We start from the raw sequence: 20,304 nt of genomic DNA on the forward strand, positions 1-20,304 counted from the left end.
GATTAACGTACCTTGAGCGTTGCCAGGCCAATCAGCACCAGCATCAGCGAAATAATCCAGAAGCGCACGATCACGCGCGGCTCCGGCCAGCCTTTCAGTTCATAGTGGTGGTGAATCGGTGCCATGCGGAAAATACGCTGACCGCGCAGCTTGAACGAACCCACCTGCAGAATCACCGACAGCGTCTCGACCACAAATACGCCGCCCATGATCACCAGCAAAAATTCCTGACGCAGCAGCACTGCCAGCGTGCCCAGTGCGCCACCCAGCGCCAGCGAACCCACGTCGCCCATAAAGACCTGCGCCGGATAGGTGTTGAACCACAGGAAGCCGAGACCGGCCCCGACAATCGCGGTACAGACAATCACCAGCTCACCGGCGTGACGCAGATACGGAATGTGCAGGTACTCGGCAAATTTCACGTTACCGGTCGCCCAGGCCACCAGCGCAAATCCCGCCGCGACAAACACCGTCGGCATGATGGCCAGACCATCCAGACCGTCTGTCAGGTTGACCGCATTACCGGTTCCGACAATCACAAAGTAGGCCAGCACCACATAGAACAGGCCGAGCTGCGGCATAACATCTTTGAAGAACGGCACCACCAGCTGTGTGGCAGGCGTATCTTTACCGGCGATGAACAGCGCGAACGCCACGCCGAGCGAAATCACCGACATCCAGAAATATTTCCAGCGCGCGATCAGGCCCTTAGTGTCTTTACGCACCACTTTGCGATAGTCATCAACAAAGCCAATTACGCCAAAACCGACCAGCACCACCAGCACGCACCAGACGTAAGGATTGGACGGATAAGCCCACATCAGCACCGAAACCGTGATGGAGGTCAGAATCATTATGCCGCCCATGGTCGGCGTGCCGCGCTTGCTGAAGTGCGACTCCGGACCATCGTTACGTACCACCTGGCCAATCTGCAGTTTCTGCAGCCAGGCGATTAGGCGCGGGCCCATCCATAAAGAGATGAACAGAGCGGTCAGCAGGCTGACAATGGCGCGAAACGTCAGATAGGAAAAGACGTTAAAGCCGGAATAAAATGCGACCAGATGTTCGGCCAGCCAGACTAGCATGTTCCTTTCTCCTGTAAGCTCTGTACTACCTGCTCCATGGCGGCACTACGTGAACCTTTAACCAAAATAGTGATGTCCGCATGTTGGGACAGCAGCGTGCGTAAACGTTCAGTCAGTTCAGCTTTACTGGCGAAATGTTCGCCCCGGCCGCTGCTTTCACTAATCAAATGGCTGAACCTGCCGGTGCTCAGCACACAATCAATACCAGCGGCTTTCGCCGCTTCACCCACCTGACGATGACAGGCTTCGGCTTCGTCGCCCAGCTCGCCCATGTCGCCGACCACCATGACGCGGAAGCCCGGCATATCGCCCAGCACCTGCGCAGCGGCGGTCATCGAGCCAACGTTAGCGTTGTAGCTGTCATCCAGCAGCAGCTGATTACCGGCGAGGCGAATCGGGAACAGGCGCCCAGGAACGGGCTGTAAGGTTTTAAGGCCAGACTGGATAGCGGTTAACGGCGCGTCAACCGACAGCGCCAGCGCGGCAGCAGCCAGCGCATTAGCGATATTGTGCCGACCCGGCAGCGGCAGCTCGACGGCGATGTCGCCGCGCGGCGTGTGCAGGGTAAACAGCGTGGCGTCAGCGCGCAGTACGATATCGCTGGCGCGGAACTCCGCGTCTGCCATCGGCTGCGGCGAAAAGCGCCACAGGGTTTTGTCAGCAAACTGCGGCTGCCAGTTGGGCAGATCGTTGCTGTCAGCGTTGATGATTGCGGTGCCGTGCACCGGTAAGCCGCCAAAGATTTCGCCTTTGGCTTTTGCCACGCCCGCCAGTGAACCGAAGCCTTCCAGATGCGCCGCCGCCAGATTGTTGACCAGCGCGGTTTCCGGACGCACCAGATTGGTGGTGTAGGCGATTTCACCCTGATGGTTCGCGCCCATTTCAATCACGGCATACGCGTGTTGCGGCGTAAGACGCAGCAGCGTCATCGGCACGCCGTAATCGTTGTTGAGATTGCCGGCGGTATACAGCGTTTCACCGCACTGGCGCAGAATCGCCGCGGTCATCTCTTTCACAGAGGTTTTCCCGGAGGAGCCGGTCAGCCCCACCACGCGCGCTTTCGCCTGCTGACGCACCCAGGCGCCGAGCTGCCCAAAAGCGATACGCGTGTCAGCGACCACCACCTGCGGCACGTCAACCGCTAAACGACGATTCACCAGCAGCGCCTGTGCGCCACTGGCGATAGCGTCGGCGGCAAAATCGTGCGCATCAAAACGTTCACCCACCAGCGCGACAAACAGGCTGCCTGGGGTAACTTTACGGGTATCCGTGGTGACATCCGCAATAGTGAGATCGCTGCCGTGCAGCTGCCCACCGCTAATCTCTGCCAGGGTTTTCAGCGTAACCGGAATCATGCCATTACCCCCAGCAAACGGGCGACGGTGTCGCGGTCAGAGTAGTCAAGGCGGCGGTTGCCGATGATTTGATAATCTTCATGGCCTTTACCGGCCACCAGCACGATGTCGTCGGCGCTGGCCTGCATCACCGCATGGGTGACCGCCTGCGCTCGTCCTGCAATGACGCGGGCCCGGCCCGGATCGAGCAGGCCGGTGAGAATGTCGTTAACAATCGCCGTCGGCTCTTCGCTACGCGGATTGTCATCGGTGATCACCACGATATCGGCAAACTGTTCGGCAATCGCGCCCATCAGCGGACGTTTGCCTTTGTCACGGTCGCCACCGCAGCCAAACACGCACCACAGCTGGCCCTTGCAGTGCAACCGGGCCGCTTCCAGCGCTTTTTCCAGCGCGTCTGGCGTATGTGCGTAATCCACCACCACCGTCGGCTTGTGCGCGGCGGTGAACACTTCCATACGCCCACACACCGGCTGCAGCTGGCTGGCACTGGCCACCAGCGTGTCGAGCGGATAATCCAGCGTCAGTAGCGTCGCCAGCGCCAGCAGCAGATTGCTGACGTTAAAGGCGCCCATCAGGCGGCTGTCAAACTCGCCGTTGCCCCAGCTCGAACTGAACTGCACGTGTGCGCCGCCGTCGTGATAATCGATCGCCGTCGCCTGCAGCCAGCGGCCACGACAGCCGGGCTGCAGATTGTTGCCCAGCGTAACGGCCACGGCATCCGGTAATTTTTCCAGCCAGCGGCGGCCCACTTCATCATCAGCGTTGATGATGGCCTCGCCTACCTGATGCTCAGAGAACAGCAGCCACTTGGCCGATTCGTAGCCCTGCATATCACCATGATAATCAAGGTGATCGCGGCTCAGATTGGTAAATACCGCGGCGGCAAACGGCAGCGCGGCCACGCGATGCTGCACCAGTCCGTGCGAAGAGACTTCCATCGCTGCCACGGTAGCCCCCTGCCCGACCAGGTCGTGCAGAATATGCTGTACATCCACCGCCGAACCGGTGGTATTTTCACTCGGCACCAGCTGACCGAACAGGCCATTGCCCACCGTGCCCATCACCGCGCCGGTTTCGCCCAGCAGGTTGGCCCACTGCGCAATCAGCTGCGTGGTGGTGGTTTTACCGTTAGTGCCGGTCACACCAATCAGCTTCAGTTTGTCAGCCGGCTGCTGGTAGAAACGCCCGGCCAGCGCGGAGAGGCGCTGCGGCAGTTGGGCCAGATAGATGACCGGGACGCCGTGCATCTCGCGGATATCACCATCGCTGGCTTCACCTTCAGCCTCGGCAATGACCGCCGCCACACCCTGGGCGATGGCCTGTGGAATAAATCGACGTCCATCAGCATGATGGCCCGCCACGGCGATAAACAGATCGCCAGCAGCCGCAGCGCGGCTGTCCAGTGTCATGTCACGGAGTGGACGCGCCGGCGCGCCAGGCACCCACGGGGCCAGCAAGTCGCGCAGGTTACGATCTGTCACTTGATTCCTCACTTCTCTTATTCTTCACCAACTCGTTTTTATCCACCGTTGGCAGCGCATCCGGTTCAATGTTCATGGTGCGCAGCACACCGCCCATGATGGCGCCAAATACCGGTGCAGAAACCGCACCACCATAATATTTACCGGCCTGGGGATCGTTGATCACCACCACCAGCGCAAAACGCGGGCGACTGGCAGGCGCAACGCCCGCGGTGTAAGCAATGTATTTATTGACGTAGCGTCCGTCCGGCCCGACTTTTTTCGCGGTACCGGTTTTGATCGCGATGCGATAGCCCTTGATGGCGGCTTTAACACCACCGCCACCCGGCAGCGCCACGCTTTCCATCATGTGCATCACGGTTTTCACCAGGTCTTCCGGGAAAACGCGCTCGCCCGCCACCGGCGGGTCAACTTTGGTAATCGACAGCGGGCGATTGATGCCGTAGCTGCCAATGGTTGCGTAGACTCGCGCTAACTGTAACGGCGTTACCATTAGCCCATAGCCGAAAGAGAAGGTGGCCCTCTCTATGTCAGACCACCGTTGTTTTTGAGGGTATAAGCCACTACTTTCCCCGACCAGCCCCAAATTGGTCGGTTTACCCAGGCCAAAGCGCGCGTAAGTTTCTACCAGCGCTGAGGAGGGCATCGCTAACGCGAGGCGCGAAACCCCGACGTTACTCGACTTCTGCAGAACCCCGGTAAGGGTCAATTCGTTATAGCGCGCCACGTCTTTGATCTCATGACCATTGACGCGATACGGCACGGTGTTCAGAACGCTGTTCTCTTTCACCACGCCGCGCTGCAGTGCGGTCATCACCACCATTGGCTTCACGGTGGAACCTGGCTCGAAGATGTCGGTAATAGCGCGGTTACGCATGACGTCTTTCGGCGTGTTGCTGAGATTATTGGGGTTGTAAGCCGGGCTGTTGGCCATCGCCAGCACTTCGCCGGTGTTCACGTCCACCAGCACCGCAGTGCCCGATTCGGCTTTGTTGAAGGCAACAGCATTGTTCAGTTCGCGGTACACCAGCGCCTGCAGGCGCTCGTCGATGCTCAGCGTCAGGTTGTGCGCGGCGCGGCTATCGACCGAGGAGATATCCTCAATCACCCGCCCGTAGCGGTCTTTGCGCACGGTACGTTCGCCCGGCTCACCGGTCAGCCATTTATCGAAGCTCTTCTCGATGCCTTCAATGCCCTGGCCGTCAATGTTGGTGAAGCCAATCAGGTGGGCAGTGACCTGGCCGGCCGGATAGTAGCGGCGCGACTCCTGACGCAGGTAAATACCGGGCAGCTTGAGCTTTTTCACGTATTCGCCAATCGCCGGGTTAACCTGACGGGCGAGGTAAATAAAGCGCCCTTTTGGGTTGGCATTGACGCGCGCCGCCAGCTGATCCAGCGGGATCGACAGCGCATCCGACAGCGCTTTCCAGCGACTATCGACGGTGACGCCGCCGTGCTCGGTCAGCTCTTTGGGATCGGCCCAGATGGCGTTAACCGGCACGCTTACCGCCAGCGGGCGTCCGGCGCGATCGCTGATCATGCCGCGTGCGGTAGGCACTTCCTGCACGCGCAGCGAACGTAAATCGCCCTCTTTGACCAGCTTATCAGGGCTGATGACCTGCAGCCACGCCACGCGCGACAGCAATCCGCCCAGCGCCAGAAGAATACAGCCGCACAGCAACGCAAAACGCCAGCTTACAAAGCTGGCCTTATCTTCTTGTTTTCTTAACTTCAGCGTTTTGCCTGCGCCGCTCATTGAGGTCTGCGATTCCTTATTTCTGCACCACAATATTTTCCTGTGAAGGATCAACATGCTGCAACTGCAGCTTATCGGTTGCTATCCGTTCTACCCGGCTGTGATCGCCCAGCGCATTCTCTTCGAGGATCAGGTTGCGCCATTCGATATCCAGCGCATCACGCTCCAGCACCAGCTGCTCACGCTGCGCCGTCAGCAGACGGGTCTTATGCGTGGTGGTCACCACCAGCACCGAAGAAACCAGCACGGCGATCAGCAGCAGCAGCGGGATCTTGCCAAAACGCAGCAGATCGCCACCAATGACGCCGGGCAGGCTGTGACGCTCATTGCCAATCACGATGCGGTTCTCTCAGCGATACGCAGGACCGAACTGCGCGCGCGCGGGTTGTCTTTGACTTCGGCTTCGCCAGGAATCAGCTTGCCGAGGGTTTTCAGTTCACGTCCGCCCAGCGCTTTCAGCTGGCTCTCGGTCATCGGAATCCCGGCCGGCACCTGCGGTCCGCGGCTCTGATCACGCATAAAGCGCTTCACCAGCCGATCCTCCAGCGAGTGGAAGCTGATGATGGATAAACGCCCGCCCGGTGCCAGCACCGTTAATGCCCCTTTCAGCGCGATATCGATCTCTTCCAGCTCACTGTTGATCCAGATGCGTATCGCCTGGAAGCTGCGCGTCGCCGGATGCTTAAACTTGTCTTTTACTGGCGTTGCCGCCGCAATCAGATCGGCCAGCTCTTTGGTGCGCGTCATCGGCTGTTCCCGGTTGCGCTCGACGATGGCACGGGCGATGCGTTTCGCGAAGCGCTCTTCGCCGTAGGTTTTCAGCACAAACGCAATGTCTGCCTCTTCCGCGCTCTGCAACCACTCGGCTGCCGACTGACCGCGCGTCGGATCCATACGCATATCCAGCGGCCCGTCGCGCATAAAGGAGAAACCGCGCTCGGCGTCATCCAGCTGAGGCGAAGAGACGCCCAAATCCAGCAGTACGCCGTCGATTTTGCCGGTCAGCCCGCGCTCTTCGACATACTCAGCCAGCGCTGAAAACGGCCCGTGCACAATCGAAAAACGTGGATCTTTTATCTCAGCGGCTGCGGCTATGGCTTGCGGATCGCGATCGATCGCCAGTAACTGTCCGTGCGCGCCAAGCTGCGACAGGATCAGGCGTGAGTGACCGCCGCGACCAAAGGTGCCGTCAATATAAATGCCGTCTTCCCTGATATTAAGGCCGTTAACCGCCTCATCCAGCAGCACCGTGGTGTGTTTAAAATTTTCCTGCATAGCTATAGCGACAAGTCCTGCAACCGCTCAGATAAAGGCTCCTGAGCTGACTGTTCTGCGTCAATATCGTCCTTAACTTGTTGATACCAGGTCTGTTCATCCCACAGCTCAAACTTGTTGAACTGTCCAACCAGCATCACTTCTTTGGTCAGGCTCGCATGCTGGCGCAACGTATTCGCCAGCAGTAAACGGCCTGCATTATCCATCTGGCACTCGCTGGCATGACCTAACAGCAGACGCTGCACGCGACGCTCGTTCGGATTCATACTGGATAACCGGGCCAGTTTTTTCTCAATAATTTCCCATTCGGGCAGGGTATAAAGCAGCAGGCAGGGCTGATGGAGGTCAATGGTGCAAACCATTTGACCCTGAGACTCTGCGAGCAGCAATTCGCGATAACGCGTCGGCACCGCCAGGCGCCCTTTGCTGTCGAGATTGACTAACGTTGCTCCACGGAACATGCCAGCCCTACCCCTCAGTTACCCGTTTTCACCACTTTATCCCACTTTTTACCACGAAACGAGTTTACGGAGCCGATGAAATCCTTGTCAAGCCGCAACGGCAAGTGAATATCACTCTTTACACCGAATGAAATTAACCGGAGAGAAGAATAAGAGGAGAATGAATGGTCAATTTAAAATTAACCTGATGAATAACAGTATAAAAAAAATTTGCGTCAGATTTATCGGTGAAAATTAGCGCAATTTTACCGCTGCGATTATTCTGCCCCAATCTGCGACGGCGGCGGCATTTTAGGGGATTTCTGAAAGGAAGCCCAGCACCATCGCGTCAGCTCTGCTATGCGCGATTGCTGAAGATGTAAACAAATAAGAAAATCCAGCGCCGATAATTCGTTAGCCGGGGCGATGATAATTTACGCTTTTTTACGCCCGTGTGCGTCTGGTTAAATATGGATGAGAGAAATTAGCGCGGGCGACGTCTCGCCCGACGCTTCATTTAGCGCGACGACTTAATTGTCCGCGGCGGAATAAATTACGGCGAATACGGGTTAAACCTGGCTTCGGTTTGCGTGGCTCATCCAGCGAAGCCAGCACCAGCTCCAGCACACGCTCAGCAACATCGCGATGGCGCTGCCCTACCGCCAGCACCGGGCACTCCAGAAAGTCTAATAATTCGTGGTCGCCGAAAGTTGCAATAGCCAGGTCAGTTGGCAAGCGGCCGTCACGCTTCAGCGTCACGTCCATCACCCCCTGCAACAGGCCAAACGAGGTGGTAAACAGCGCTTCGGGCATCGCGTGGTCTTCAAGGTATTTTTCAAACAGCGTCGCCGCAGCGGCGCGGTCAAAGCTGTTGCAATAGATGAAATCGATCGGGCGCTCATCGCCCTGCCACGCCTCGCGGAACCCCATTTCACGCAGGAAGCTGACCGACAGCTCCGGCAGCGCGCCGAGAAACAGCACGTTTTTCACCGGCAGCTGACGCAATTCAGCCGCCAGCGCCTGCGCGTCATCCTGATCGGCACCGACCACGCTGGTGAAGTGTTCACGATCCAGCGCGCGGTCCAGCGCGATAATCGGCAGCGGATCGTTGACCCAGCGCTGATAGAACGGATGTTCCGGCGGCAGCGACGTGGAGACAATGATCGCATCCACCTGACGCTGCAGCAGGTGCTCAATGCAGCGCATTTCGTTATCCGGCTGATCTTCGGAACAGGCAATCAGCAGCTGATAGCCGCGCTGACGCGCCTGGCGTTCGAGATAGTTGGCGATGCGGGTATAACTGGTGTTTTCCAGATCGGGGATCACCAGACCAATCGAACGGGTGCGTCCGGCGCGCAGGCCCGCAGCCACCGCGTTGGGGTGATAGTTGTACTCACGCACCACCGCCATGACTTTCTCAACGGTTTTGTCGCTGACACGATACTGCCGCGCTTTGCCATTGATGACATAGCTCGCCGTGGTGCGCGACACGCCCGCCAGGCGCGCAATTTCATCCAGTTTCACGATGACACCTTAATTCTGATAAGCCAGGGCTGGCGAAAATGTCCGCAGAGTAGCTAAGGGTAAAACATTTGTAACATCTAACCGCAGAACAGTACGCTGAGCAACCGCTTTTCATGCACAAGCGGCCGAAGCGCATAAAATAAAAAAACCCGGCATTCCGCCGGGTTAGCTTGAAAACCGATGATAACTTTGCGGTATTAACGCATTACGCGATCGCCGCGTGATACCCCGACGATGCCGGAACGCGCCACTTCAACGATTTCCGCCACTTCGCGCACGGTGTTGAGGAACGCGTCGAGTTTATCGCTGGTGCCGGCCAGCTGAACCGTGTACAGCGTCGGCGTCACATCGATGATCTGCCCACGGAAAATTTCCGCACTGCGTTTTACCTCTTCGCGACCGTACCCGCTGGCCTGAATCTTCACCAGCATGATTTCACGCTCGACGTAAGCGCCCTGCCCCAGTTCGCTGACGCGTAACACGTCCACCAGCTTGTGCAGCTGCTTTTCGATCTGCTCCAGTACTTTCTGGTCGCCCACGGTCTGAATGGTCATGCGCGACAGGGTAGGATCGTCGGTCGGTGCGACGGTCAGGCTCTCAATGTTATAGCCGCGCTGGGAAAACAGCCCCACCACGCGCGACAATGCGCCGGATTCGTTCTCCAGCAGAACTGATAAAATACGACGCATAATTAAGTCCTCTCCGTTTTGCTCAACCACATCTCATCCATCGCGCCACCGCGAATCTGCATCGGGTAGACGTGCTCGCTGCCGTCCACCGTGACATCCACAAACACCAGACGCCCTTTCGCCAGCGTATCAAGCGCCAGCTGCAGCTTCTCTTCCAGCTCAGCCGGATGCTGAATCGCGATGCCCACGTGGCCATAGGCTTCCGCCAGGCGCACGAAGTCCGGCAGCGATTCCATATAGGATTGTGAATGGCGGCCGGAGTAAATCATGTCCTGCCACTGTTTCACCATGCCGAGGAAGCGGTTGTTCAGGTTCAGCACCAGCACCGGCAGGTCATACTGCAGCGCGGTCGACAGCTCCTGAATGTTCATCTGGATACTGCCGTCGCCGGTCACGCAAATTACGGTCTCCTGCGGCAGCGCCATCTTCACGCCGAGTGCCGCCGGCAGGCCAAAGCCCATGGTGCCGAGGCCGCCGGAGTTGATCCAGCGACGCGGTTTATCGAACTGATAGTAAAGCGCGGCGAACATCTGGTGCTGGCCGACGTCCGAGGTCACATACGCCTCACCGTGCGTCAGACGACAAATGGTTTCGATCACCGCCTGCGGTTTGATTTTGTCGCTGGTACGGTCAAATTCCAGGCACTTGCGGCTGCGCCAGCCTTCAATGCTCTGCCACCAGTCACGCAGGCTGTCGAGCTCCTGCTTCGCCTCACTCTGCGCCAGCAGCTCCAGCATCTGCGTCAGCGTCTGTCTGGCATCGCCGACAATCGGAATATCGGCGCTGACGGTTTTGGAGATCGAGGTCGGATCGACGTCAATGTGCATCACGGTGGCATTCGGGCAATACTTCGCCAGATTGTTGGTGGTGCGGTCGTCAAAGCGTACGCCGATACCAAAGATCAGATCGGCATTGTGCATGGTCATGTTGGCTTCATAGGTGCCGTGCATACCGAGCATGCCCACACACTGGCGATGCGTGCCCGGGAACGCGCCCAGCCCCATCAGCGAGGTGGTGACCGGAATATTCAGCTGCTCTGCCAGTTGCAGCAGTTCCGCCTCGCAGCCTGAAGTAATGGCCCCGCCGCCGACGTAAATTACCGGCTTGTGCGCCGCCAGCAGCGTCTGCAGCGCGCGCTTGATCTGGCCTTTGTGGCCCTGCAGCGTCGGATTGTAAGAGCGCATGCTGACGGTTTCCGGCCACACGTACGGCAGCTTATTGGCCGGATTCAGAATATCTTTTGGCAGATCGATCACCACTGGTCCCGGACGACCGCTGGCCGCCAGCCAGAAGGCTTTTTTCAGCACTGTCGGAATCTCTTCGGTGCTTTTCACCAGGAAGCTGTGCTTCACCACCGGACGCGAAATCCCCACCATGTCGCACTCCTGGAAGGCGTCATAGCCAATCAGCGAGGACGGCACCTGACCGGAGAGGATCACCAGCGGAATGGAATCCATATAAGCGGTCGCAATACCGGTGATAGCGTTGGTGGCGCCAGGACCTGAGGTGACCAGCACCACGCCGACTTCGCCGGTCGCGCGCGCCAGGCCATCCGCCATATGTACGGCGCCCTGCTCGTGACGCACCAGCACGTGGTCAATACCACCGACCGTTTGCAGCGCATCATAAATATCGAGCACCGCACCGCCCGGATAACCGAATACCTGCTTAACGCCCTGATCGATTAACGAACGGACGACCATTTCGGCTCCTGACAACATCTCCATTTTCTGCCTCCAGGCTTGAGAGCCAGCTGCGCCAGCAAACGCTATCCTGCGTGCCGCTCGCATCTGTCCCTTTATTGCCAATTAAGATCAAAACCTTATGTTTATGCTCAGAAGACGCCATTCATTTCGTCTTCCAGGTACAGGGAATCTACCTGCGTGGATTCTTTTGAGAGTAGGTCGATTACCATAACCGCAGAAAACCCGGCCTGCAAACGTCATAAGGCGGCACGGCGCTGTCAGTGGCAAAAAAGGCACTGACGCGTGATTATAGCCCGGGAGGAATAAACTAATGCGATGGCATATGGACAGAGGAAAATGCTGGTTTGCAGATTATTTACAGCGTGTTGTAAGAAATATGATTTTCATATTGCCAGCGTGTTTAGCCCACAATTTTTTCCGTTACCGCGTTTCTGGCGTGATTAACTCTTAAATCCCTCTTCCACATCACAATCTGCTAAGCAACAAGCTTTATCTTGTTTTTCCACCTGACGAATAATCCTTACTAAAAACATATAGTTCAGCAACTTAAAATTACCCGCCTTTTTTAAAAGATTTTTTAAAGTGGCATAACGCGCTAAGCCACCGTTAATTAATGGCAATGCTCTGTGATGACCGATAATCCCAGCACATCGCCCTTTTCCGGCCAGAGAAATACCCATTCACTTAGGGTTGACATCGCCAGGCGAATCCAGTACCAATATGTGCAGCACTCATTTTACGAGGTTTGATTCATGTCACGTTCTTTTCGTCTACTCGGTCTACTACTCAACGCATCCAGTTTGCGCGGTAGACTCGTGGGCGAAATCAACAACTGATTCGAACCTGCTGAAAGTTAAAAAACCCGCGCCACTGCGCGGGTTTTTTTATGCTCGTAGCACCGGCGAAGTCAATGCAAAAGGAAGATGACCATGAGCCAGCAAGTAATAATTTTCGATACCACTCTGCGCGACGGCGAACAGGCTTTACAGGCCAGCCTGAGTGTTAAAGAAAAACTGCAGATCGCCCTGGCGCTGGAACGGATGGGCGTGGATGTAATGGAAGTCGGTTTTCCGGTCTCTTCGCCGGGTGATTTCGAATCCGTGCAGACCATTGCCCGGACCATCAAAAACAGCCGCGTGTGTGGTCTGGCGCGCTGTGTCGAGAAAGATATCGACGCGGCTTACGAATCGCTGCGCGTGGCCGATGCCTTCCGTATTCACACCTTTATCGCCACTTCGCCGATGCACATCGCCACTAAACTGCGCAGCACGCTGCCGGAAGTGATTGAACGCGCGGTACACATGATTAAGCGGGCGCGCAACTATACTGATGACGTTGAGTTCTCCTGCGAAGACGGTGGCCGTACGCCGATTGACGATCTGTGCCGCATGGTAGAAGCCGCGATCAATGCCGGCGCGACCACCATTAATATTCCGGACACCGTGGGCTATACCCTGCCGGGCGAGTACGCCAACATCATTGGTCAGCTGGTACAGCGCGTACCCAACATCGACAAAGCGATTCTGTCCGTTCACACCCATGACGATCTGGGCATGGCGACCGGTAACGCTATTGCGGCGGTACTGGCCGGTGCGCGTCAGGTCGAAGGCACGCTGAACGGCCTGGGCGAGCGCGCCGGTAACTGTGCGCTGGAAGAGGTGATCATGGCGATTAAAACCCGTCAGCAGATCATGAACGTGCACACCAATATCAATCATCAGGAAATCTACCGCACCAGCCAGATTGTCAGCCAGATCTGCAACATGCCGATCCCGGCCAATAAAGCGGTGGTCGGTTCCAACGCCTTCGCCCACTCCTCCGGCATTCATCAGGATGGCGTGCTGAAGAACCGCGAAAACTACGAAATCCTGACGCCAGAATCGATTGGCCTGCACAAAATTCAGCTGAACCTGACGTCCCGCTCCGGCCGTGCCGCCGTGAAGCACCGTATGGAAGAGATGGGTTATAAAGAGTCCGATTACAACCTGGATACGCTGTACGACGCCTTCCTGAAGTTGGCGGACAAGAAAGGCCAGGTGTTCGATTACGACCTGGAAGCGCTGGCCTTCATTAATAAGCAGAATGAAGAGCCGGAGTACTTCCAGCTGAACGAATTCAACGTGCAGACCGGCTCCAGCGTCACCGCAACGGCGTCAGTGCAGCTGGGCTGCGGCGAAGAGGCCAAAGCCGACGCCGCCACCGGTAACGGTCCGGTTGATGCCGTCTACCAGGCCATTAACCGTATCACCGGCTTCGATGCTGAGCTGGTGAACTACAAGCTGACCGCGAAAGGCCACGGCGAAAACGCGCTGGGTCAGGTCGATATCGTGGTCAACTACAACGGGCGTAAATTCCACGGCGTGGGCCTGGCGACCGATATCGTCGAATCCTCGGCGAAAGCGATGGTGAATGCCCTGAACAACATCTGGCGGGCAAAGCAGGTCGAAAAAGAATTGCAGCGTAAATTTAAAGATCAGAAGGAAACGGTGTAACTATGACTCAGTCTTATCATATTGCGGTAATGCCAGGCGACGGAATCGGTCCGGAAGTGATGGCGCAGGCCATGAAAGTTCTCGACGCGATTCGCGCGCGCTTCGATATGCGCATCACCACCAGCGAATATGATGTCGGCGGTATCGCCATCGATCGTCACGGTGAACCTTTACCCGCCGCCACCGTGGCCGGTGCTGAGCAGGCCGATGCCATTCTGTTCGGCTCGGTCGGCGGTCCAAAATGGGAACACCTGCCGCCGGCCGGCCAGCCTGAGCGCGGTGCGCTGCTGCCGCTGCGTAAACACTTCAAACTGTTCAGCAACCTGCGCCCGGCGGCACTGTACAAAGGTCTGGAAGCATTTTGCCCGCTGCGCAGTGACATCGCCGCCCGCGGCTTCGATATCCTGTGCGTGCGTGAGCTGACCGGTGGCATCTATTTCGGCCAGCCGAAAGGCCGCGAAGGCAGCGGCGCGCATGAACGCGCTTTTGATACCGAGGTCTATCACCGTTTTGAAATCGAACGTATTGCCCGCAACGCCTTTGAAGCTGCGCGCAAGCGTCGTAACAAAGTGACTTCCGTTGATAAAGCTAACGTGCTGGCGACCTCGGTGATGTGGCGTGAAATCGTCAACGAAGTGGCAAAAGATTATCCGGATGTGCAGCTGAGCCATATGTACATCGACAACGCCACCATGCAGCTGATTAAGGATCCGTCGCAGTTTGACGTTTTACTCTGCTCGAATCTGTTTGGTGACATTCTGTCGGACGAGTGCGCGATGATTACCGGCTCGATGGGCATGCTGCCTTCGGCCAGCCTGAATGAAGAGGGATTCGGCCTGTTCGAACCGGCGGGCGGTTCCGCACCGGATATCGCCGGCCAGAACATCGCCAACCCGATTGCGCAGATTCTGTCGCTGGCGATGCTGCTGCGTTTCAGCCTGAACGCTGACGCCGCTGCGGATAGCATTGAGCGCGCGGTAAGCCGTGCGCTGGAAGCGGGCCATCGCACCCGTGATTTGGCCGGTGACGGCCCTGCCGTGAGCACCGATGAAATGGGCAGCATCATTGCCGGTTACATCAGCGAGGAAAAATAACAAAATGAAAAGCTTATACCAGAAGTTATTTGATGCACATGTCGTTCACGAAGCGCCAGACGAAACGCCGTTACTGTATATCGATCGTCACCTGATTCACGAAGTCACCTCGCCGCAGGCGTTTGACGGTCTGCGTGCGCACGGCCGTAAAGTGCGCCAGCCGTCGAAGACCTTTGCCACCATGGACCACAACGTTTCCACCCAGACCAAAGACATCAACGCCTCGGGTGAGATGGCGCGTATTCAGATGCAGGAGCTGATGAAGAACTGTGCTGAGTTCGGCATTCAGCTGTATGACCTGAACCACCCGTTCCAGGGCATTGTGCACGTGATCGGTCCTGAGCAGGGCATGACGCTGCCGGGCATGACCATCGTTTGCGGCGACTCGCACACCGCAACGCACGGCGCCTTCGGTTCCCTGGCGTTCGGTATCGGCACCTCCGAAGTGGAGCACGTGTTCGCCACCCAGACTCTGAAACAGGGCCGGGCGAAAACCATGAAGATTGAAGTGCTGGGCGAAGCTGCGCCGGGCATCACCGCCAAAGACATCGTACTGGCGATCATCGGTAAAACCGGCAGCGCCGGCGGCACCGGTCACGTGGTTGAATTCTGTGGCCCGGCGATTGAAGCGCTGAGCATGGAAGGCCGCATGACGCTGTGCAACATGGCGATTGAGATGGGCGCCAAAGCGGGCCTGGTGGCACCGGATGACACCACGTTTGCCTATCTGAAAGACAAGCAGTTTGCGCCGAAGGGCGAGCAGTGGGAGCAGGCGGTGGCTTACTGGCGCACCCTGAAGTCCGACAGCGACGCGCAGTTTGACGCCGTCGTGACGCTGAATGCTGCCGATATCGCGCCGCAGGTCACCTGGGGCACCAATCCGGGCCAGGTGATGGCCGTGGATCAGGCCATCCCGAATCCGGCCTCGTTTGCCGATCCGGTTGAACGCGCTTCCGCCGAGAAAGCGCTGGCCTATATGGATCTGCAGCCGGGCATCAAACTGACTGAGGTAGCGATCGATAAAGTGTTTATCGGTTCCTGCACCAACTCACGTATCGAAGATCTGCGCGCGGCTGCCGCGATCGCCAAAGGCCGCAAAGTGGCGCCGGGTGTGGTTGCGATGGTGGTGCCAGGTTCTGGTCCGGTGAAAGCGCAGGCTGAAGCCGAAGGCCTGGACAAAATCTTCCTCGAAGCCGGTTTTGAGTGGCGTCTGCCGGGCTGTTCGATGTGCCTGGCAATGAATAACGACCGTCTGAATCCGGGCGAGCGCTGTGCCTCAACCAGTAACCGTAACTTTGAAGGTCGCCAGGGTCGCGGCGGTCGCACCCATCTGGTGAGCCCGGCGATGGCTGCTGCGGCGGCGGTAACCGGTCGTTTTGCCGACATTCGTGAATTGACTCAGGGAGCTTAAGCCATGGCGAACAAATTTACCCAACACACCGGGATTGTGGCCCCGCTGGATGCCGCAAACGTCGACACCGATGCCATCATCCCGAAGCAGTTTTTGCAGAAAGTGACGCGCACCGGCTTTGGCGCGCACCTGTTCCACGACTGGCGTTTTGATGATGATGCCGGCACCCAGCCAACCGCCAGCTTCGTGCTGAATAAGCCGGAGTTCAAAGGCACCAGCATCCTGCTGGCGCGCGAGAACTTTGGCTGCGGCTCCTCGCGTGAACACGCGCCGTGGGCGCTGACCGACTTCGGTTTTCACGTGGTGATTGCGCCGAGTTTCGCCGACATCTTCTACGGTAACAGCTTCAACAACCAGCTGCTGCCGGTGAAGCTGAGCGAAGAGCAGGTCGATGAGATGTTCAAACTGGTGGCCGCGCAGCCGGGCATCCGCTTCACCGTCGATCTCGAAGCGCAGACCGTCACCGCCGGCGACAAGGTTTACCACTTTGAAATCGACAGCTTCCGCCGTCACTGCATGATCAACGGCCTCGACAGCATTGGCCTGACGCTGCAGCATGAAGCGTCCATCGCCAGCTACGAATCCAGCCAGCCAGCGTTTCTGCGTTAAGGTTTACCCGGTGCGCATCAATGCGCACCCTACAGCAAACGCGTCAGTAATTTGGTCGCCATTGATGGCGACCTTCAATCTCCAAATCGCCCTCACCGCGCATCGCGTACCCGCGCCGCCAGCACCAGCGCCACCACCGCCATCACCAGCGCCAGCCAATACACCGACTCATGACCAAAGCGCTCACTCAGTATCCCCTGAATCAGGCCGGCGATAATCAACCCGGTTGAAATCGAGGTGGTGAACATGGTGGTCGCCGCACCGGCACGGCCCGGCATCAAATCCTGAAACCACAGCATACCAATGCCGGCGATGATGCCGATAAACGCGGCGTTAAACAGCTGCAGCACCATCAGCGCGGTTTGAGAACGGAACAGCACCAGCCCGAGATAAAACACAATCGCTGCTACCAGCGCCAGCAGCATCAGCTTGCGCTTGCCGTAGCGCTTCGCGTAATGGCCGGCCAGCAGCATGATCGGGATCTCTAGCCCGGCGGCGGTGCCCATCAGCAGACCCGCCAGCTTCTCCGGCAGGCCAAGGGTTGCGCTGATGTACAGCGGCATATCAATGATATACATGGTATTACACGCCCACATCACCACCGAGGCGATAAACAGCAGCCGCACCTGGCTGTCTTTCCACGGGCTGAGCTGCATCAGCACCTGCTCCGGCGTGGCGGCGATGCGCGGCACCGAGGGCAGCGTGCGCCAGATCAGCAGCATACTCAGCAGAAAAATCACCGCCGCCACGCAGAACAGCGTAACGAAGCCGTAGTTGAGCGCCAGCGCGAACGACAGCGGCGGCCCAATCACCCACGCCAGCGACAGCTGCGCGCGCATCACCGAACTGAACATCACCACTTCCCGCGCTGACTGATCGGCATATTCACGCGCCAGCGCGAAGATCTGCGGAATCGCCACGCTGGCCAGCGCCGACAACAGCACGCCGAGGGTGATGAGCGTCAGATAGTGACGGTTAAAGGCAAACAGTAGCGCGTTGGCCACCGCCATCAGGCAGCAAAACAGGATCAAATGACGGCGATCGCCACGGTTATCCGAACGCTTCGCCATCAGCAGGCTGATCACGATCCCGGCGACGGCGTTGATGGTAAAGAACAGGCCGACCCAGAACGGTCGCACCTGCACCTCGCGCGTCAAAAACAGGCTGAGCGTCGGCGCCTGTAACGCCCCCGCCACGCCGACCATAAACGACACCGCCATAAAGGAGAGGTAAACCGGATTCAGGCGGCGCGGCCGCGGTAACAGCGATTTCATGCAGAAATCCCTTTGAGGAAAAAGACCGGAAAAAAAACAGCGTAGAAGATTCCACAGCAAAACGAAAAAAGCCAGCAGAGAAAAACTCCGCTGGCGGTGAAATTGCACCCTACTCAGAAAAGGTTCCACGTCGGCGGAACCGCTGGCAGAGCGCCATTCATTGCTGAATGCCTCCCGCTCTTCCATTGCCCGCCAGTATGCCTCTAATATGGGGCAGGAAAAACTGAGCGAAGTCGAGAAGGAGTTCCCCTTTTATGTCCTCTGCGCGTCTGCAACAGCAATTCATTCGCCTGTGGCAACACTGTCAGGGCCAGGATCAGGAAACCACGCTGAGCGAGCTGGCCGAACTGCTGCACTGCTCACGCCGCCACATGCGTAACCTGCTGAACGCCATGCAGGCGGCGGGCTGGCTGATCTGGCAGGCTGAAGCTGGCCGCGGTAAACGCTCGCTGCTGAGCTTCTGCTACACCGGACTGGCGCTACAGCAGCAGCGCGCCGAAGACCTACTGGAGCAGGATCGCATCGACCAGCTGGTGCAGCTGGTGGGCGATAAAAACCAGGTGCGACAGATGATTGCCGCGCACCTTGGCCGCAGCTTTCGCCAGGGCAAGCATATATTGCGCGTGCTCTACTACCGGCCCCTGCCTAACCTGCTGCCCGGCTCGCCGCTGCGCCGTTCAGAAACCCATCTGGCGCGGCAGATATTCAGCGGCCTGACGCGTATAAATGAGGAAAAGGGGGAAATCGCCGCCGACATTGCCCATCACTGGCAGCAAACCTCTCCGCTGCACTGGCGCTTCTTCCTGCGGCCGGCAATCCGCTTTCATCATGGCCGCGAGCTGGAGATGGAGGATGTCATCGCCTCGCTGGACCGGGTGCGCAGCCAGCCGCTGTTTTCGCACATCGACCAGTTGCACTCGCCGGCACCGTGGACGCTGGATATCCATCTCAGCCAGCCGGACTGCTGGCTGCCGTGGCTGCTGGCCAGCGTCAGCGCCATGATTCTGCCGCGTGAATGGCCGACACTGCGCCACTTCGCCCGTCAGCCCATTGGCACCGGTCCGTACAGCGTGGTGCGCAATCAGCAAACCCAGCTGAAAATCGCCGCGTTTGATGACTACTTCGGCTACCGCGCGCTGATTGATGATGTCTCGATCTGGGTGCTGCCGGAGATCAGCGATGAGCTGGTCTACGCCGGTGTAAAACTGGAAGGCGAAAACGACGACGAAAAATCGGAAGAGAGTCGTCTCGAAGAGGGCTGCTATTTTCTGCTGTTCGATCAGCGCTCTGAACGCGGGCGCGATGCCGGTTTCCGCCGCTGGGTGAGCGATCTGCTTAACCCTATCGCGCTGCTCAATCATGCCGGCGTCGGCTATCAGCGCTACTGGTTCCCGGCTTATGGCCTGCTGCCGCGCTGGCACCATCGGCGCGATATCACCCCAGCCCACAAGCCCGACGGCGTGACCCAGCTGACGCTCAGCTGGTACAGCCACCATGTCGAACACGAGGGCATCGCCAATGCGCTGCGGCCGCTGCTGGCGCAGCAGGGCGTCGAGCTGATTACCCGCGAAGTGAGCTACGAAAGCTGGTTCGACGGCGCGGGCGAGAGTGACATCTGGCTGGGCAGCGTCAACTTTACCCTGCCGCTCGACTACGCCCTGTTCGCTCAGCTCTACGAGCTACCGCTGATGCATCACTGTATCCCGCTGGACTGGCAGGCCGACGCCGCGCGCTGGCGAGAGAAAGCGCTGCCGCTAGCGGAGTGGAGCAAACAGCTGGTAAACAGCGACTATCTGCATCCGCTGTTTCATCACTGGCTGCTGCTGGAGGGCCAGCGCAGCATGCGTGGCGTGCGGCTGAACACGCTCGGCTGGTTTGACTTCAAGTCCGCCTGGTTCGCCCCGCCGGAGCTGTAAAAAGGGCAGCATCGGACAACACGACCAGCAGGTGAACCTTTCGCGTTGTCCTGTAAATGTCTAGAATATGTCGTTCTCAACGGGGTGCCGGTTAACTGGCTGAGAGAGACCCGTCGAACCTGATCCGGCTCGTACCGGCGTAGGGATTTGAGATGCTCCGCCCTCAGATCCTTTGCGACGCAACCTTACCTTCT

At 58.0% G+C, this 20,304-nt stretch carries 18 protein-coding genes and 1 riboswitch; of the genes, 6 read left to right on the forward strand and 12 right to left on the reverse strand.

From position 1 onward, the window contains the following. Positions 1-2 precede the first annotated feature (2 nt). The 11 genes from mraY to C1N56_RS16040 form a co-directional block, all read right to left on the reverse strand. The gene (gene mraY / locus C1N56_RS15990) at positions 3-1,085 is read right to left on the reverse strand and encodes a phospho-N-acetylmuramoyl-pentapeptide-transferase (protein ID WP_021507563.1); all 1,083 of its coding nucleotides are present in this window, start codon (positions 1,083-1,085) and stop codon (positions 3-5) included. Continuing rightward, on the reverse strand, positions 1,079-2,440 hold the full coding sequence (gene murF, locus C1N56_RS15995; protein WP_058770623.1) for a UDP-N-acetylmuramoyl-tripeptide--D-alanyl-D-alanine ligase: 1,362 nt from the start codon (positions 2,438-2,440) through the stop codon (positions 1,079-1,081). Before murF ends, mraY begins: the two co-directional genes overlap by 7 nt. Continuing rightward, positions 2,437-3,924, reverse strand: coding sequence for a UDP-N-acetylmuramoyl-L-alanyl-D-glutamate--2,6-diaminopimelate ligase (murE, locus tag C1N56_RS16000; RefSeq protein ID WP_125308876.1), 1,488 nt, complete (start codon positions 3,922-3,924; stop codon positions 2,437-2,439). The genes murF and murE overlap by 4 nt, the downstream gene beginning before the upstream one ends. Continuing rightward, positions 3,911-5,680, reverse strand: a complete 1,770-nt coding sequence (locus C1N56_RS16005) for a peptidoglycan glycosyltransferase FtsI (protein ID WP_021507566.1) — start codon at positions 5,678-5,680, stop codon at positions 3,911-3,913. Before C1N56_RS16005 ends, murE begins: the two co-directional genes overlap by 14 nt. 16 nt (positions 5,681-5,696) lie before the next feature. Next, a complete protein-coding gene (gene ftsL / locus C1N56_RS16010) occupies positions 5,697-6,017 on the reverse strand; it encodes a cell division protein FtsL (protein WP_021507567.1) in 321 nt (106 codons plus the stop codon). Beyond that, positions 6,014-6,955, reverse strand: coding sequence for a 16S rRNA (cytosine(1402)-N(4))-methyltransferase RsmH (gene rsmH / locus C1N56_RS16015; RefSeq protein ID WP_021507568.1), 942 nt, complete (start codon positions 6,953-6,955; stop codon positions 6,014-6,016). Before rsmH ends, ftsL begins: the two co-directional genes overlap by 4 nt. A 2-nt stretch (positions 6,956-6,957) precedes the next feature. Further along, positions 6,958-7,416, reverse strand: a complete 459-nt coding sequence (mraZ, locus tag C1N56_RS16020) for a division/cell wall cluster transcriptional repressor MraZ (protein WP_021507569.1) — start codon at positions 7,414-7,416, stop codon at positions 6,958-6,960. Between the two features lie 492 nt (positions 7,417-7,908). Beyond that, on the reverse strand, positions 7,909-8,919 hold the full coding sequence (cra, locus tag C1N56_RS16025; protein WP_010615604.1) for a catabolite repressor/activator: 1,011 nt from the start codon (positions 8,917-8,919) through the stop codon (positions 7,909-7,911). 197 nt (positions 8,920-9,116) lie between these two features. Next, positions 9,117-9,608, reverse strand: a complete 492-nt coding sequence (gene ilvN / locus C1N56_RS16030; RefSeq protein ID WP_010615603.1) for an acetolactate synthase small subunit — start codon at positions 9,606-9,608, stop codon at positions 9,117-9,119. A 2-nt stretch (positions 9,609-9,610) separates the two neighbouring features. After that, positions 9,611-11,335, reverse strand: a complete 1,725-nt coding sequence (ilvI, locus tag C1N56_RS16035) for an acetolactate synthase 3 large subunit (protein WP_031279705.1) — start codon at positions 11,333-11,335, stop codon at positions 9,611-9,613. A gap of 419 nt (positions 11,336-11,754) precedes the next feature. Next, positions 11,755-11,994: a hypothetical protein gene (locus tag C1N56_RS16040; protein ID WP_394516860.1), complete on the reverse strand. Its 240-nt coding sequence runs from the start codon at positions 11,992-11,994 to the stop codon at positions 11,755-11,757. Positions 11,995-12,066: 72 nt separating this feature from the next. Between C1N56_RS16040 and leuL the strand changes: the two genes are divergently transcribed. The 5 genes from leuL to leuD all read left to right on the forward strand — a co-directional run bounded on the left by leuL (position 12,067) and on the right by leuD (position 16,920). After that, entirely contained in the window at positions 12,067-12,150 is an 84-nt protein-coding gene (gene leuL, locus C1N56_RS16045) for a leu operon leader peptide (protein WP_125308910.1), read from the forward strand. 93 nt (positions 12,151-12,243) lie between these two features. Next, positions 12,244-13,806 carry a 2-isopropylmalate synthase gene (leuA, locus tag C1N56_RS16050; RefSeq protein WP_021507571.1) on the forward strand — a complete coding sequence of 521 codons (1,563 nt, stop codon included), beginning with the start codon at positions 12,244-12,246 and terminating at the stop codon, positions 13,804-13,806. Between the two features lie 2 nt (positions 13,807-13,808). Next, positions 13,809-14,900 (forward strand): 3-isopropylmalate dehydrogenase, encoded by a 1,092-nt coding sequence (leuB, locus tag C1N56_RS16055; RefSeq protein WP_058759633.1) that lies wholly within the window; start codon positions 13,809-13,811, stop codon positions 14,898-14,900. A gap of 4 nt (positions 14,901-14,904) precedes the next feature. Next, on the forward strand, positions 14,905-16,311 hold the full coding sequence (leuC, locus tag C1N56_RS16060) for a 3-isopropylmalate dehydratase large subunit (protein WP_058759634.1): 1,407 nt from the start codon (positions 14,905-14,907) through the stop codon (positions 16,309-16,311). Between the two features lie 3 nt (positions 16,312-16,314). Then, positions 16,315-16,920, forward strand: coding sequence for a 3-isopropylmalate dehydratase small subunit (leuD, locus tag C1N56_RS16065; protein ID WP_021507574.1), 606 nt, complete (start codon positions 16,315-16,317; stop codon positions 16,918-16,920). A 92-nt stretch (positions 16,921-17,012) separates the two neighbouring features. Here the strand turns inward: leuD and C1N56_RS16070 are convergent, their stop codons facing one another. Next, the gene (locus tag C1N56_RS16070) at positions 17,013-18,194 is read right to left on the reverse strand and encodes an MFS transporter (protein ID WP_021507575.1); all 1,182 of its coding nucleotides are present in this window, start codon (positions 18,192-18,194) and stop codon (positions 17,013-17,015) included. Between the two features lie 254 nt (positions 18,195-18,448). On the opposite strand from C1N56_RS16070, the gene sgrR reads away from it, so the two are divergent. Beyond that, positions 18,449-20,110, forward strand: a complete 1,662-nt coding sequence (gene sgrR / locus C1N56_RS16075; RefSeq protein WP_058774832.1) for an HTH-type transcriptional regulator SgrR — start codon at positions 18,449-18,451, stop codon at positions 20,108-20,110. 70 nt (positions 20,111-20,180) lie between these two features. Then, a riboswitch (TPP riboswitch) is annotated at positions 20,181-20,274 on the forward strand. Positions 20,275-20,304 lie beyond the last annotated feature (30 nt).

It is taken from the genome of Pantoea sp. SGAir0175 (assembly GCF_043547855.1).